This is a genomic window from Bacteroides sp. 1001302B_160321_D4, from assembly GCF_015667765.1.
GTDB lineage: Bacteria > Bacteroidota > Bacteroidia > Bacteroidales > Bacteroidaceae > Bacteroides > Bacteroides xylanisolvens.
The window spans coordinates 43,604-59,371 of the sequence record NZ_JADPLO010000042.1 but is presented as its reverse complement, the minus strand read 5'-3'; the positions used below and the strand labels follow the sequence as shown (position 1 = coordinate 59,371).

Genomic DNA, 15,768 nt, shown 5'->3' with positions numbered 1-15,768 from the left:
GAAGCAACAGGATCAATCGTTTGGGAAGAGGATGTTTTCATGATGCAAAAATAAGAATTTTAACGCAATCCCCCAAGGTTTCAGACTGAGCCTTTTAAATACTATTGATCCGGCATGGGAATTAGAACTGATGGAGACTAATGGCTATGTGATGGCTTTTAAAGATAAAAAGTATGATAAACTATTTACTCGGACTTTGGGCTGGAACGGAGGCGACGGTGTATTGACAACTCTATTACCTGATGGAAATGCATTTTGGTCATTTAACGATAGTTTTTATGGAGTAGTAGAAGGTGAAACTCGTGCACGTAAGGATTGTAGCTTCCCACGTAATTCTATAATGGTTCAGACTCCTGGTGATGAGGAGGAGAATCTTGTATGGTTGGCTGATTTTGTACAAACTACTACTCCCGAGGCTCCTCGTTATTATCAAGCACGTACTCATATTCGTCATCCCAAAGCTAGTTTGAGTGATGATAAGATCCAAGAAGGAGAAATTGATCAAGATTGGTTGTATTGGGCAGGTGACGCTACTGTATGTAATAATAAATTACAGGTGCTTTGGAATGGGGTCGATAATACAAATCCGGATGCTTTGATGAGACATGAGGGTATTTGTTTGGCAACTTATAGTTTGGAAGGAACCCCAGGAGATGATAACTATATGAAACTAATTAGTGCTGATCACCATTTTAATGATGTTGATATATATGGATATGGATCTACTTTGTGGGAAGACGAAGACGGTCATATTTATTTGTATGGTTCATATAATAATTATGATATGATAGTAGCTCGTACGGCTAGACATGATCTTACTAGTCCGTGGGAGTATTATGTAGGGGATGAACAAGGAAATTTTTCTTGGCAGAATACTTATCCTACTGAGGAGGAAGTTAAGCGTTCTAGAATTCAAGAGACAGATTGTAGTATGCCATGGGTATTTAAAAAAGGAGATACCTATTATATGTTGGCACAAGCTAAATGGTTTGGACGTGAAATGTATATTTTCCGGAGTGATAAACCATATGGACCTTTTGTCGATTGTAAAAGGCTATTTGGATTCTCTGATTTTTTAGATAAATTAGGTGATCAAACTTATCAGAATTTATACATGATAAACTTGCATCCACATTTATCACGTAATGGTGAATTAGTCTTTTCTACAAATACAGATCCCAAAAATTTTTGGGACAACTTCAACGCTGTAGGTAGTGCTGATTATTATCGTCCTTATTTCTATCGTGTATATAATTGGGAAAGAGTTTATGAAGAATAATCGTTATTTATTTAGATAATCAAAAAAAGAATCATTTTTTACAAATATAAGAAATGATTCTTTTTTTGATTATTTTAAGTTTGTATTTGGTTGCTTAATTAATGGTAAATAGAGTTTTGTTCGTCATACGTTATATGATTAATAAAGAGTGGAAATGAGAAAAGTTTTAGTTTGTATTTTATGGTGTCTATTGTTTGTTGCTAATGTTTATGCACAAGTAAAATTGTCACCATTGTTTTCTAATAATATGGTGTTGCAACAGAAAGCAGAAGCTCCTATTTGGGGAATAAGCAAATCTAATAGAACTATAGTAATCACTACTTCATGGGATCAGAAAAAATATACTACCCAAGCTGATGCACAAGGAAACTGGAAGACTAAAGTCGATACTCCTGTAGCTGGAGGACCATATACGATAACTATCTCTGACGGAAAAACTGTAAAGTTGAACAATGTGATGATTGGAGAGGTCTGGGTATGTTCCGGCCAATCCAATATGGAAATGCAGGTAGAAGGGTGGGGTAAGGTAATGAACTACCAGCAAGAAAAAAAAGAAGCAAATAACTATCCAAATATTCGTTTCTTACTGATAGAAAAAGCTACGAGTCCATTGCCTGTTAGTGATATAAAAGCAGCAGGTGGTGGTTGGCAAGTTTGTTCATCAAAAAGTGTAGCAGACTTTTCGGCAGCCGGTTATTTTTTCGGGCGTGATTTGCATAGGTATCAAAATGTGCCAATCGGCTTGATAGATACTTCTTGGGGAGGTACCTGTATTGAGACATGGACGAGTAAAGAGGCTTTAGCAACAATGCCGGGTATGCAGAAGAAACTTGATGTCTTGAAAGAACTTCCGATTTCATCCGAAGATCGTGAAAAGAAATTTCATTCAGATGTGGAAGATTGGAAAAAAGAGATTGAAAAGATTGATAAAGGATTTGTGGATGGCAGAGCCGCATGGACAGTTACAGACTTTGAAGACAGTGCATGGAAAACAATGGAAGTGCCTGGTTTGATGCAGGAGCAAGGTTTGAAAGGGTTTAATGGTATTGTTTGGTTTAGAAAAACAATAGAAATTCCGGCGAAATGGGAGGGCAAAGAACTGACGTTGAATGTCGGAGTAATTGATGATAATGATTTTACATATTTCAATGGCGTGCAAGTAGGACACACTGAGGGATGGATGACCCCAAGAAGCTATAAGATACCTAAAGAGTTGGTGAAAAGTGGTAAAGCAGTGATTGCTGTGCGTGTTATGGATACAGGAGGTGCAGGTGGTATAAATGGAAGCCCTGAAAGTATCTCACTTCATTGCTCTCAATCAGATGTCATACCATTGGCTGGTGATTGGAAATATCAAGTTTCTTTGAATATAAAAGATATTCCACAAATGCCTGTTAATACTGCTAATGAACCGAATATTCCTGGCTTCTTATTTAATGCGATGCTGAATCCGTTGATTCCCTATAGTATAAAGGGGGCGATTTGGTATCAAGGAGAAGCTAACACAGGACAAGCATATCAATATCGTGAATTGATGCCATTAATGATAAAAGACTGGCGGGATCATTGGGGATATGATTTTCCATTTTATATGGTACAACTTGCTAGTTTTACAGCTCAACAGACAGCTCCAGTAGATGCAACCTGGGCTGAATTGAGAGAGGCTCAAACACGCACATTGCATCTTGAGAATACAGGAATGGCTGTAACCATTGATATAGGCGATGCTTTTGATATTCATCCGAAGAATAAGCAAGAAGTCGGCAGGCGTTTGGCACTGGCTGCGCGAGCACAGACTTATGGTGAGAAAATATCATATTCCGGTCCAATGTATGATACGTATCAGATTGAAGGGAATAAGATCCGTATTTATTTCAAACATACAGATGGTGGGTTGAAGACACTAAATAACGAAGTAATAAAGGGATTTACCATTGCCGGTATTGATCATAAATTCTATTGGGCTAATGCTGTGATTGAAGGTAATACCATCGTTGTATCTTCACCGGAAGTTACTTTCCCGATAGCTGTTAGATACGCATGGGCTGATAATCCGATCTGTAATTTGTATAATGGAGCCAATCTTCCGGCATCTCCATTCCGCACAGATGATTGGCCGGGAATCACTTTCGGCAATAAATGATTCCTTCAATCTGTCAGTAAAAATAGTATGTTACACATTAAAGAATAACCATGAGAAAACTAATTTATCTAGTAATCTTTCTTTTTATTTCGATAGGAATATATGCTCAAACGAAAGACTTGGTGCAATACGTCAATACCTTGCAAGGAACTGATTCCCATTTTGGATTAAGTTATGGAAACACATATCCTACTACCGGTATGCCTTATGCCATGCATACGTGGTCTGCACAGACCGGAAAGAATGGTGAAGGTTGGAAATATCAATATGCAGTAGATAAAATCAGAGGTTTCTGCCAGTCACATCAATGTAGTCCGTGGATGAGTGACTATGCCGTTTATTCGTTTATGCCGGTGGCAGGCGAATTAGTGGTCAATCAGGATAAGAGGGCAACGAAGTTCAGCCATGATAATGAAATTGCCAAGCCACATTATTATAAAGTAACGCTGGATAATGGAATTACAACCGAGATGGCTCCAACTACTCGTGGTGTACATTTGCGCTTTTCTTATCCCTCTACCGAAGAGGCTTATCTGGTGATTGACGGATATACGGATATGAGTGAAATTAAGATTGATCCAGCAAAGAGACAAATCTCTGGTTGGGTGAATAATCAACGTTTTGTAAATAACTCTAAGACATTCCGTAGTTACTTTGTTGTGCAGTTTGATAAAGCATTTGAGGATTACGGTATGTGGGAAAATCAGAAAGATGAGATTTTCTCTAAAAAGTTGGAGGGAGAAGGTAAAGGCTATGGAGCTTATATCAAATTTAAAAAAGGAGCCAAGGTACAGGCGAAAGCTGCCTCTTCCTATATTAGCGCAGAGCAGGCTGTGATTACGCTGAACGACGAACTGGGTAAAGATAAGAATTTGGAAGCCACTAAGGCACGCGGATATAAAACATGGAATGAATTATTGAACAGAATTCAGGTCGAAGGCGGAACAGATGAACAAATGAATACTTTCTATTCTTGCCTGTTCCGTGCCAATCTCTTCTCCCGTAAATTCTATGAACGTAAGGCAAACGGAGAACCTTATTACTATAGTCCTTATGATGGCAAAGTATATGACGGATATATGTATACCGATAATGGATTCTGGGATACATTCCGTTCACAGTTTCCACTGACCAATATTCTTCATCCCACTATGCAAGGACGCTACATGAATGCTTTGCTCGCCGCACAGGAACAATGCGGATGGCTACCATCCTGGTCGGCTCCCGGAGAAACGGGAGGAATGTTGGGCAATCATTCTATTTCATTACTGGCAGACGCATGGGCAAAAGGTATCCGTACCTTTGATCCGGAAAAAGCATTGAAAGCATACGCGCACGAAGCAATGAACAAAGGTCCTTGGGGGGGTGCGAACGGACGTGGCTTCTGGAAAGAATATTTTGAGTTGGGATATGTTCCCTATCCACAATCAATGGGGTCTAGTTCCCAGACGATGGAATATGCATACGATGATTTTTGTGCTTATCAGTTGGCTAAAATGATTGGCAACAAACACTATCAGGAAGTATTTGCACGCCAGATGTACAATTATAAGAATGTGTTCGACCCGTCTGTCGGCTTTATGCGTGGAAAAGGACTCGATGGCAAATGGCAGGAACCATTTGATCCTCTGGAGTGGGGCGGACCTTTCTGTGAGGGTAACGCCTGGCATTATACCTGGTCTGTATTCCATGATGTAGAAGGATTAATAGACTTGTTCGGAAGCGATCAGAAGTTTACCATCAAGATGGATTCAGTATTTACCCTGCCCAGCACTATCAAGCCGGGAACATACGGAGGTGTGATCCATGAAATGAAAGAAATGGAGCTGGCAGGTATGGGACAATATGCACACGGCAATCAGCCGATTCAACACATGCCTTATCTGTATAGTTATGCCGGTCAGCCATGGAAAACACAGTATTGGGTACGTCAGATTGTTGAAAGACTCTATAATGCAACAGAAAGAGGGTATCCGGGAGACGAAGACCAAGGTGGTATGTCATCATGGTATATCTTGAGCTCATTAGGTATTTATGCCGTTTGTCCGGGTACGGATGAATATGTGATTGGCAGTCCGCTATTTAAAAAGGCTACCATAACGCTGGAAAACGGGAATAAGTTTGTGATTGAAGCAAATAACAATAATAAAGAGAATGTCTATATCCAGTCTGCTACTTTGAATGGACGTGTGTTGGATAAGAATTTCATTAAATATGACGATATAGCAGACGGTGGTACGCTCCGTTTTGAAATGGGAAGTCAACCAAATAAAGAAAGGTGCACGTCAAAGTATGCCGCTCCTTTCTCTCTGTCGAAAGAATAAGAAAAGAAATAATGAAAATACAGTATGAAAAATAAAGTTTTAACAGGTTTATTATTGGTATTGATCGGAGGGTGGGGGAACCTTTTGGCACAGAATGCCGGGAGCAATTATGCTCGTCAGGTAAATACGCTGATAGGTACAAAAGGCGTTGGCTTGACTTCGGGATATCTTTATCCCGGAGCCACCTATCCGTATGGTATGGTGCAGTTCACCCCTTCTTACTTTTCCAAACGCTCCGGATTCGTCATCAATCAGTTGAGTGGCGGCGGTTGCGAACACATGGGCAACTTTCCTACCTTTCCGGTAAAAGGCAAACTGAAGATGTCTCCTGACAATATCCTCAACTATCGCATCAATATTTCTGAAGAAAAAGGACATGCAGGTTATTATGAGGCTATGGTGCAGGAAGACATCAAAGCCAAACTGACTGTGACCGAGAGAACCGGTATGGCGAGTTATGAATATCCGGCAGATCAGCAATATGGTACGGTTATTATCGGTGGAGGGATATCTGCCACTCCAATTGAACAGGCAGCCATCGTAATCACTGCACCCAATAAGTGTGAAGGATATGCAGAGGGTGGTAATTTCTGCGGTCTGCGTACACCGTATAAAGTCTATTTCGTAGCAGAATTTGATGCGGATGCCTTGGAGTCGGGAACATGGAAAAGAGATGAATTGAAACCGAACACTACTTTTGCCGAAGGAGAATATTCTGGAGTTTACTTTACTTTTGATGTAAGCAAGAAGAAAAATGTCCAATATAAGATTGGAGTTTCTTATGTCTCGGTAGAGAATGCACGCGAGAATCTGAAAGCGGAGAATACCGGATGGGATTTCCTGCAGATTCAGAATCAGGCTGAATCCAAATGGAATCATTATTTAGGTAAGATCGAAGTCGAAGGAACTAATCCGGATCGTGCCACTCAATTTTATACCCATCTGTATCGCTCATTCATTCATCCGAACGTTTGCAGTGATGTGAACGGAGAGTATATGGGAGCTGACTTCAGAGTGCATAAGTCTCGTTCGAAACATTACACCTCTTTCAGTAACTGGGATACCTATCGCACACAGATTCAATTATTATCTATGCTCGATCCCGAAGTTGCTTCTGATATTGTGATTTCTCACCAACTGTTTGCAGAAGAAGCGGGTGGTGCTTTCCCGCGTTGGGTGATGGCTAATATAGAAACCGGAGTAATGCAAGGAGATCCGACTCCTATCCTGATATCCAATGCTTATGCTTTTGGTGCCCGTAATTATGATCCGAAACCGATTTTCAAAATAATGAGAAAGGGAGCTGAAGAACCGGGAGCAATGTCGCAGGATGTGGAGGCTCGACCGGGACTGAAACAGTATTTGGATAAAGGTTATTATAATGCTTCTATTCAGTTGGAATATACTTCCGCTGATTTTGCAATCGCACAATTTGCCTTACATGCCGTAGGAGATGAGTTTGCGAGCTGGCGTTATTTTCACTTCGCACGTTCATGGAAGAATCTGTATAACCCGGAAACCGGCTGGCTGCAATCACGCAATCCGGATGGTTCGTGGAAACCATTGACTGAAGATTTCCGTGAATCGACTTATAAGAATTATTTTTGGATGGTGCCGTACGACATTGCCGGCCTGATAGAAATCATCGGAGGCAAAGCTGTTGCAGAAAAACGCCTGGATGAATTCTTTACTCGTCTGGATGCCGGTTACAATGATGCCTGGTTCGCTTCCGGCAATGAACCGAGCTTTCACATCCCTTGGATATACAACTGGGTAGGAACACCCTATAAAGCACAGGAGATTATTAACCGTGTATTGAATGAACAGTATTCAAGTAAAATTGATGGTCTGCCGGGTAATGATGATTTAGGAACGATGGGTGCCTGGTATGTATTCGCTTGCATCGGACTTTATCCCGAAATACCAGGAGTGGGAGGTTTTACTGTAAATACACCGATATTTTCATCAGTGAAGGTTCATCTGAAGAAAGGGGATATTGTGATAAAAGGCGGTTCTGAAAAGAATATTTATATAAAGAACATGAAGTTAAACGGTAAATCGTATGACAGTACATGGCTCGATTGGGATCAACTGAATAATGGAGCTACGATAGAATACACTACCTCGTCCAAGCCTGACGTGAAGTGGGGAACAAAAGTAACACCTCCCTCTTTCCCTTAAAGCAAATCAACGAAGTATATAAATTTATGATATAAGATAATTTTGTAAGAGCACTTATTTATAATATCAAACGTAAAAATGAAAAGAAAACTACAAAACATAGCTTATCTACTGATGGCTGCCGCCTTCGTTGCTTCATGTAGCGAAAAGAAACAAATATCAGAATTTCCGGATTGGGCATGGACGGACTTTCAGCGTCCGGAGGGTGTTAATCCGATTATCTCTCCTGACACAACAACCCTTTTCTATTGTCCGATGAGACAGGATTCAATAGCATGGGAAGCAAGTGATACATTTAATCCGGCTGCTACGATCTATGATGGAAAAGTTGTAGTACTCTATCGGGCTGAAGATAACTCGGCAACCGGTATCGGAACACGTACCTCTCGTTTGGGATATGCCTCTTCTGACGACGGACTACATTTCAAACGAATGTCCGTACCCATATTTTATCCGGCAGACGACAGCCAGAAAGAATTGGAAAATCCCGGCGGTTGCGAAGATCCGCGTGTTGCCGTAACAGAAGACGGACTTTATGTAATGCATTACACACAATGGAATCGCAAACAGGCGCGTTTGGCAGTGGCCACCTCGCGCGATCTTCAAACGTGGGAAAAACATGGACCGGCTTTTGCAAAAGCATACAACGGAAGATTTATAGATGAATTTTCCAAATCTGCCTCTATTGTAACCAAATTAATTGACGGCAAACAAGTGATTGCCAGGATTGATGGGAAATACTGGATGTACTGGGGAGAAAAGTTTGTGAATCTAGCTACTTCCACAGATTTGGTAAACTGGGAACCAATGTTGGACGAAAACGGAGAATTCCTGAAAGTGATGACTCCGCGCGAAGGTAAGTTCGACAGTGATCTAACTGAATGTGGTCCTCCTGCCATCCTGACGGATCAAGGAATCCTGTTGTTCTATAACGGTAAAAATAAATCAGGTGTTGAAGGGGATACACTTTATACAGCAAACTCCTATTGTGCAGGGCAAGCCTTGTTTGATGCCAAAGACCCTGCCAAATTAATTGATCGTCTAGATAAGCCATTCTATATTCCCGAATCGGATTTTGAGAAGAGCGGACAATATCCTGCCGGAACTGTATTCATAGAAGGACTTGTGTTCCACAATCAGAAATGGTTCTTATATTATGGATGTGCCGATTCACGCGTGGCGGTTGCCGTATATGATCCTCGCAAAAAATAAGGAAAACATTCATGAAGAAGATAACAATTTGTAAAAGATAGATTAAGACTAAGACATGAAAAAAATTATTTTATTGATTGCGGCAGCTTGTATGGCATGTACAGCTGCATTTGCCCAAACAGTGAAGCCTTTTAAAGAGGGTGAAAGGGCAGTGTTTTTAGGAAATAGTATAACGGATGGCGGTCATTACCATTCATACATCTGGTTGTATTATATGACCCGTTTTCCGGATATGCCTATCCGTGTTTTTAACGGTGGTATTGGTGGAGATACGGCCTATGATATGAACAAACGCCTGGATGGTGATATTTTTGCGATGAAACCTTCCGTGTTGATGGTGACTTTTGGTATGAATGATTCCGGATATTTTGAATACAATGGTGATAAGCCCAAAGAATTCGGTGAACAGAAATATCAGGAAAGTGTAAAGAATTACCAGCAGATGGAGAAACGCTTTAAAGATCTTCCTGATACCCGTATCGTGATGGTCGGAACTTCTCCGTATGATGAAACCGTACAACTTAAAGAGAATACACCGTTCAAGACAAAGAATGAAACCATCAAACGACTTGTTGAATATCAGAAAGAATCGGCAGCTAAGAATAATTGGGAATTTACTGATTTAAATGCGCCTATGGTTGCTTTGAATCAGCAATATCAGCAGAAAGATCCTACCTTTACTCTTTGTGGAAGTGACCGTATTCATCCCGATAACGACGGACACATGGTGATGGCCTATCTTTTCCTGAAAGCCCAGGGATTTGTAGGTAAAGAAGTAGCGGATGTGGAGATTAATGCTAATAAGAAACAAGCCGTCAAGTCGGAGAACTGTACTATTTCAAATATAAAGAAGAGCGGAAAAGACTTGAGCTTTGACTACCTGGCAGGTGCTCTTCCTTATCCTTTGGATACTATTCCTCGTGGTTGGGGACAGAAAAAGAGCCAGGCAGAAGTGCTGAAGGTTGTTCCTTTTATGGAAGAGATGAACCGCGAAACGTTGAAAGTAACAGGACTGAAAGGCAATTATAAATTGTTGATAGATAATGAAGAAATAGGAACCTGGAGTGGAGATGAACTGGCAAAAGGCATTAATCTTGCTGCTGAATCCAAAACTCCCCAATACCAACAGGCATTGGCGGTTATGCACCTGAATGAATATCGTTGGGAAATTGAAAAAACATTCAGAGAGTATGCATGGTGTGAATTCGGTTTTTTCCAACAAAAGGGATTATTGTTTGCTGATGACAGAAAAGCGATCGAGGTGATGGATGAAAACCTGGATAAAAACGTTTGGTTGAAGGGACGTCGTGATATGTATTCAAAGATGATGTTTGAAGCTGTCCGTGATGCTCGCCAGCAAGAAATGGAGGTTCTTATCAATAAGATTTATGAAATAAATAAGCCTGTTGTAAGAAAAGTTTTACTTAGAAAGATATGATGCGATAACAGCGTAGAAATACGATAGAATACTCATCGTGATGAGAATTTTTTCTCATTGCGATGAGTGTTTTTTCTTATCCTAGTGAGTATGTTTGAGAAATATATGAATAGATAGCTAGTCTTGTAATAGCCTGGTAATGTATATCTTATTGTAGCTTTTGCATTAAACAGGCTACCTTTATTGAATTCTTAATGGTTCTTAATCAAATTCCGTGCTACTTATTTATGTTCAATAACCTTATTCATGGCTATTCCGGGGTACTTTAAGATGCATATAGCTTGGATAATTTATTTGCTATTTCTAATATGCCGATATCCCTTTATCCATCAACCTTTCAATGAGCTTTACTAGCACGGAATTTGAAGAAGAACCTTCTTAATTCTTTTTCCAGAAACCGGAAGTGAAAAGCAATAATACTGTAAACAATTCCAAACGTCCCAAGAGCATTAAGAAAGAGAGTAGCCATTTGGCAGCATCCGGCAGTTCACTCCATGAAAAGGCCGGGCCACATGTGCCGAGTCCCGGTCCCATATTGCCTATACTTGAGATCACTGTTCCGATTGATTCCAAAAAACCTACTCCTAAGCCCATCATGACAAGTACACTGATAATCACAATGACTGCATACAAAAAGGTGAAAGCTAGTACGGTAGATTGTATTGAAGGGGAAATCACTTGCTTATTTACTCGTACCGGGAGCACGGCATTAGGGTGAAGAATATGCTTGAATTCGTTTTTTGCAACCTGAAGCAGAATAACCATACGAATACATTTGATACCTCCGGTTGTACTGCCGGCACAAGCTCCGATGATCATTACTATTACAAGACATCCCCAAAGGATAGAAGGCCATAGCATATAATCGGCAGTAGCAAATCCCGTAGAAGTTTGCAAGGAGATCACTTGGAATAGTGATTTGCGGAACGCTTCTTCTATGGAGATAGAAGAAGTCTGATGGAGCCAGACGGCAATAAATATAGTAAAAAAAGAAACACACAAGAAATAGAATTTCAACTCTGCATCATGAATGAACTTTTTTATTTTTCCATTGAACATCAACAGTAATAGCGTGAAGTTGATGCCCGAAAGAAACATGAAAGTAGAGATTACATAATCGATATAGGGTGAGTGATAATATTCAATACTCGCTTGTTTGGTAGAAAATCCACCGGTGCTGGTAGTTGTGAAAGCATGGCATATACTATCGAATACGCTCATACCGCCGAGTACTAATAGGACAATTAATGTTCCCGTCATTCCGGCATAAATACCCCAAATCCATTTAGCGGTGATGCCAATGCGGGGATGCACTTTATCATGAGTAGGTCCACTGGCTTCTGCTGCAAACACCTGAATCCCACCCACACCGAAAATCGGTAGAACGGCAATGGTGAAGAATACAATACCCAGACCACCTATCCATTGCGTCATAGCTCGCCAGAAAAGTATTCCATGAGGCATTGACTCTATATTATTCAAGATAGTGGCACCAGTACTGCTGAACCCGGACATCGTTTCAAAAAATGCATCCGTGACACTTGGGATATACCCTCCTATATAATAAGGCAACATTCCGAAAAGGGAAAAGGTGACCCATGCTGCACTGACTATGACATATCCATCACGGCGATTCAGGGAGTTTACTGCATCTTTTCCAATAGCGAGCAGCAGAACCCCGATGCAGGCAGTGACGGCTGATGAAATCAGGAAGCTTTGCAAGTCGTTTTCTTTATAGAAAAGAGAGACCCCTCCACAACATAACAGCATGGCTGTTTCTATCAGAAGCAGAAAACCCAGAATCCGGAATATCATCTTCGAGTTAATCATAGACAAGTAATTTATTAAATAATACTTGATACTTAATACTTAGTTAAAGAACTTCTCAATCTTTTTAATCATCATGCTTAGGCAGAATACGACTACATGGTCGCCGGGGAGGATTTGCGTATCACCTGTCACCAGGATACCTTCTCCGTTACGGATCATTCCTCCGATGGTAGTACCTTTTGGAAGTCCTAGGTCTTTAATCAGGTGTTTGGTTATTTTAGCTCCTTCCGGTACGGTGAATTCTGCAACGTCCGCATTGGCAAAAGTCAGGCATTTCACATTAGAAACGTCGGCATCCAGCATCATTTGGTAGATGTGGCTGGCAGCAATCATTTTTTTATTGATAACCGTGCCGATGTCGAGACTCTCTGCCATACCGATATAGTCGATGTTCTCCACTTCTGCTACCGTTTTTTCCACTCCCATACGTTTGGCGGCGAGACAGGCCAGGATATTCGTTTCCGAGTTGCCGGTCAAGGCTACAAATGCTTCGGTATTTTTTAGCCCTTCTTCGATAAGCAGATCCATGTCACGACCGTCTCCGTTGATAATCATTGTCTTATCATCCAGTAGTTCTGTCAGACGGTTGCAACGGTTCAGGTCATTATCCACTATTTTCACCTGCATATAGTCCGGCACATATTGTGCGGTACGGACTGCGATACGGCTACCTCCCATAATCATTACATTGCGTACGTCGGCATAGTCTTCTTTGCCGGCTATCTTACGTATATAAGGAATGTATTTGCGGGTAGTGGTGAAATAAACAATATCATGCAATTTAATAACATCGTCTCCGCGAGGGATAATCGTTTCCGTTCCGCGTTTGATGGCTACTACATGGTAAGGAATGTTGGGACCGCCTAATTGGTGCAGCGGTATATTCAGGATTTCAGCCTTTTCGCGCATCTTCGTACCAATCAGAACCAGCGAACCTCCACAGAATTCCCACCATTGGCGTACCCAGCTCATGCGCATGGAAGATACGATTTCTTTAGCAGCCAGCATTTCCGGGTAAATCAGCGAATCTACTCCCAGCTTCTGGAAAAATTCTTTATTTTTGGGTAGAAGATATTCATAGTTGTCGATACGCGCCACTGTCTTTTTGGCTCCCAGGTTGGTGGCCAGCATACAGGCAGTCATGTTGCGGCTTTCGTCCGGTGTGACTGCGATAAACAGGTCGGCTTCTTTGACGCCCACTTCTTTCAATCCGGAGATGGAAGAAGGAGAAGCGGCAACAGTCAGCAAGTCAAAGTTGGCGCTAAGAGCACTTAGTTTCTCTTCGTCATCATCCATCAAGATAATATCTTGCTTTTCGCGCGATAACAGTTTGGCCAAATGGGTGCCTACGTTGCCGGCACCGGCAATAATAATCTTCATGTCAATTGATAAATTCTTTTATTTTAGTCAGAATCCCTTCTTCATCCATGCCGCACAGTTGGTATAGTTCGGCGACTGCCCCATGTTCTACAAATATATTAGGGATACCGATACGCTTCACGGTCGGTTTGTATTCGTTGTCTGCCATAAATTCGAGGACAGCGCTACCCATACCGCCTTTGATAATTCCGTCTTCGATGGTCAGGATACGTTGGAATTTGCGTCCTGCCTCATGCAACAACTCTTCATCCAGTGGTTTCAGGAATCGTAAATCGTAATGGGCGATGGACAGACCTAAATCTGCTTCTGCCCGGGTGATGGCACGGGCGGCTACATTTCCTATCGGTCCGATAGTAATCACTGCAAGGTCGCTACCCTCTTTCAGTTTCCGTCCTTTTCCTACCGGGATCTCTTCTAGCGGACACTTCCAGTCCACCAGTACGCCGCGTCCACGGGGGTAGCGGATCACGAACGGTCCCTTGTCCGGCAATTGTGCCGTATACATCAGGCGACGTAATTCATGTTCGTCCATGGGGGAGCTGATAGTCAGATTAGGGATCGGGCGTAAACATGCCATATCAAAAGCTCCGTGATGAGTGGGACCGTCTTCGCCAACCAGTCCGGCGCGGTCGAGACACAAAACAACTGGAAGATTTTGAATCGCTACGTCGTGGATGATATTATCATGCGCCCGTTGCATAAAAGAAGAATAGATATTGCAGAATGGTTGCAGTCCGTCTTTTGCCATCCCACCGGAGAAAGTAACCGCATGTCCTTCGGCAATACCGACATCGAAAGCGCGTTTCGGCATTTTCTCCATTAGTATATTCATCGAACAGCCGCTGGGCATGGCGGGAGTGACACCGACAATCTTCGGGTTGGCTTCGGCAAGTTCCACCAGTGTATTTCCGAATACGTCCTGGAAAAGCGGGGGCATTCCTTCGGTGTTGGCAATGAAACGTTCGCCAGTGACGGGATCGAACTTGCCGGGAGCATGCCATTCGGTAGCGTGTTTCTCTGCCGGACCGAATCCTTTTCCTTTGATAGTATGCAGGTGCAGGATTTTAGGTCCTTGCATATCTTTGATATCACGTAATACTCTTGCCAGGTTCTTTACGTCGTGTCCGTCTATCGGACCGAAGTAACGGATATTCATCCCTTCAAAAATATTCTGTTGCTGGGCCGCCATTGATTTCAGGCTATTTCCGAAACGGATGAGCGCTTTGCGGCGTTCTTCGTTTAAAATGCCAAGCTTGAACAGCATGCGCGAGAGCTTGAAACGTAGCTGATTATAGCGGTTGGAAGTCGTTAAGTTGAAAAGATACTGCTTCATGCCTCCTACGCTGCGGTCGATTGCCATATCATTGTCATTCAGGATAATGAGCAGGTTGTTCGACGTGGCAGATGCGTTGTTCAATCCTTCAAAAGCCAGTCCGCCACTCATTGATCCGTCACCGATAATGGCTACTACATGGCGTTTGGCGTCTCCTTTCCGGGCGGCTGCGACAGCCATACCGAGAGCGGCAGAAATAGAATTGGAAGCATGTCCGCACGTGAAAGTATCATATTCGCTTTCTTCCGGAGATGGGAAAGGGCGGATTCCTCCGAGTTTCCTGTTTGTGGAAAATGCTTCACGGCGTCCTGTAAGAATTTTGTGGCCGTATGCCTGATGTCCCACGTCCCATACAATACGGTCGTATGGTGTATTGTAGACGTAGTGCAGAGCTACGGTTAGTTCCACGGTCCCCAGGCTGGCGGCGAAATGTCCGGGGTTGCAGCAGAGTTCTTTAATAATGTCTTGTCTTAGTTCACCACATACTTCCGGCAGTTGCTCTACGGTTAGTTTACGTAGGTCTTCGGGGTAATTGATGGAGTTTAACAAGTTATATGTTGGTTCACTATTCATGATTCTAGGAAATTTAGTGCAAAAATACGAAAAGAAAGTATATTCGACCTCCTTTTTTTATAAAATCTTATCCGG

The 15,768-nt window shown here is 42.0% G+C and carries 9 protein-coding genes; 6 read left to right on the top strand and 3 right to left on the bottom strand.

What is annotated here, in order from left to right; all coding sequences use genetic code 11:
* Positions 1-67: 67 nt before the first annotated feature.
* The 6 genes from KFO40_RS16370 (at position 68) to KFO40_RS16345 (ending at position 10,577) form a co-directional block, all read left to right on the top strand.
* The gene (locus KFO40_RS16370; RefSeq protein ID WP_317194789.1) at positions 68-1,279 is read left to right on the top strand and encodes a DUF5005 domain-containing protein; all 1,212 of its coding nucleotides are present in this window, start codon (positions 68-70) and stop codon (positions 1,277-1,279) included.
* 154 nt (positions 1,280-1,433) lie between these two features.
* Complete coding sequence (locus KFO40_RS16365; protein WP_211146588.1) at positions 1,434-3,422, top strand: sialate O-acetylesterase; 1,989 nt, start codon at positions 1,434-1,436, stop codon at positions 3,420-3,422.
* Between the two features lie 50 nt (positions 3,423-3,472).
* Positions 3,473-5,746 (top strand): GH92 family glycosyl hydrolase, encoded by a 2,274-nt coding sequence (locus KFO40_RS16360; protein ID WP_015532371.1) that lies wholly within the window; start codon positions 3,473-3,475, stop codon positions 5,744-5,746.
* 24 nt (positions 5,747-5,770) lie between these two features.
* Positions 5,771-7,927: a GH92 family glycosyl hydrolase gene (locus KFO40_RS16355; RefSeq protein WP_015532372.1), complete on the top strand. Its 2,157-nt coding sequence runs from the start codon at positions 5,771-5,773 to the stop codon at positions 7,925-7,927.
* A 78-nt stretch (positions 7,928-8,005) separates the two neighbouring features.
* On the top strand, positions 8,006-9,139 hold the full coding sequence (locus KFO40_RS16350) for a glycoside hydrolase family 130 protein (protein ID WP_015532373.1): 1,134 nt from the start codon (positions 8,006-8,008) through the stop codon (positions 9,137-9,139).
* 55 nt (positions 9,140-9,194) lie between these two features.
* Positions 9,195-10,577, top strand: a complete 1,383-nt coding sequence (locus tag KFO40_RS16345; protein ID WP_015532374.1) for an SGNH/GDSL hydrolase family protein — start codon at positions 9,195-9,197, stop codon at positions 10,575-10,577.
* 378 nt (positions 10,578-10,955) lie between these two features.
* Here the strand turns inward: KFO40_RS16345 and KFO40_RS16340 are convergent, their stop codons facing one another.
* Genes KFO40_RS16340 through dxs form a run of 3 tightly spaced genes read right to left on the bottom strand, consistent with a single transcriptional unit; the run spans position 10,956 to position 15,693 of the window.
* The gene (locus KFO40_RS16340) at positions 10,956-12,407 is read right to left on the bottom strand and encodes a TrkH family potassium uptake protein (protein ID WP_015532375.1); all 1,452 of its coding nucleotides are present in this window, start codon (positions 12,405-12,407) and stop codon (positions 10,956-10,958) included.
* 39 nt (positions 12,408-12,446) lie between these two features.
* Positions 12,447-13,787 carry a Trk system potassium transporter TrkA gene (gene trkA, locus KFO40_RS16335; RefSeq protein ID WP_211146587.1) on the bottom strand — a complete coding sequence of 447 codons (1,341 nt, stop codon included), beginning with the start codon at positions 13,785-13,787 and terminating at the stop codon, positions 12,447-12,449.
* A gap of 1 nt (position 13,788) precedes the next feature.
* The gene (gene dxs, locus KFO40_RS16330) at positions 13,789-15,693 is read right to left on the bottom strand and encodes a 1-deoxy-D-xylulose-5-phosphate synthase (protein WP_004301493.1); all 1,905 of its coding nucleotides are present in this window, start codon (positions 15,691-15,693) and stop codon (positions 13,789-13,791) included.
* Positions 15,694-15,768: the final 75 nt, after the last annotated feature.

Coding starts and splice junctions, on each gene's coding strand:
- KFO40_RS16365 (WP_211146588.1), top strand. CDS start 1,434: ATGAGAAAAGTTTTAGTTTGTATTTTATGGTGTCTATTGTTTGTTGCT.
- KFO40_RS16360 (WP_015532371.1), top strand. CDS start 3,473: ATGAGAAAACTAATTTATCTAGTAATCTTTCTTTTTATTTCGATAGGA.
- KFO40_RS16355 (WP_015532372.1), top strand. CDS start 5,771: ATGAAAAATAAAGTTTTAACAGGTTTATTATTGGTATTGATCGGAGGG.
- KFO40_RS16350 (WP_015532373.1), top strand. CDS start 8,006: ATGAAAAGAAAACTACAAAACATAGCTTATCTACTGATGGCTGCCGCC.
- KFO40_RS16345 (WP_015532374.1), top strand. CDS start 9,195: ATGAAAAAAATTATTTTATTGATTGCGGCAGCTTGTATGGCATGTACA.
- KFO40_RS16340 (WP_015532375.1), bottom strand. CDS start 12,407: ATGATTAACTCGAAGATGATATTCCGGATTCTGGGTTTTCTGCTTCTG.
- trkA (WP_211146587.1), bottom strand. CDS start 13,787: ATGAAGATTATTATTGCCGGTGCCGGCAACGTAGGCACCCATTTGGCC.
- dxs (WP_004301493.1), bottom strand. CDS start 15,693: ATGAATAGTGAACCAACATATAACTTGTTAAACTCCATCAATTACCCC.